At 54.1% G+C, this 436-nt stretch carries 1 pseudogene; it reads right to left on the bottom strand.

Annotation, left to right across the window (positions count from 1 at the left end):
* A pseudogene (gene ghxQ, locus K0039_RS25510) lies at nucleotides 1-436 on the bottom strand (guanine/hypoxanthine transporter GhxQ); the annotation flags it as partial.

The following is a 436-nucleotide window of genomic DNA, read 5'->3' as shown; positions in this document are numbered from 1 at the left end:
CTGATTCGATATAAACCGCTGCGGGCGCTGCGCCCACCAGGCCGGAGAATATTGAACTTACTGAGTCACTGGTCAGGGCTTTGCCGCCGTTGATGATCTGGTTGTCTTTATCCAACAAATTCGCCTGACCGGCGACGGCACGGATGGTGCCAGTAGCGTCGAACACTGCGGTCATCACCAATGCCAGTACACTCGGAAGTACAGTTGGCTGGAGTGCACCCATAATATCGAGGCTGAAAATCAGAGACTTACCATCTTCGCCAGTCAGGCTTGGCATCGCCACCAGACCGTGGTATTTCACCGCTGGGTCAAAGATTAAGCCGATGATCGAAATTGCAATAATCACCAACAAGATCCCGCCGGGTACGCGACACTTCTCCAGGCCGAAGATGACCGCCAGCCCCAGCAAGCTCATCATCACCGGGAAGGAGGTAAA

The sequence above is a fragment of the Terrisporobacter mayombei genome, assembly GCF_020748465.1.
Classification (GTDB): Bacteria; Bacillota; Clostridia; order Peptostreptococcales; family Peptostreptococcaceae; genus Terrisporobacter; species Terrisporobacter mayombei.
The sequence above is the reverse complement of the archived record's forward strand: the minus strand, read 5'-3'. Positions and strand labels throughout refer to the sequence as shown.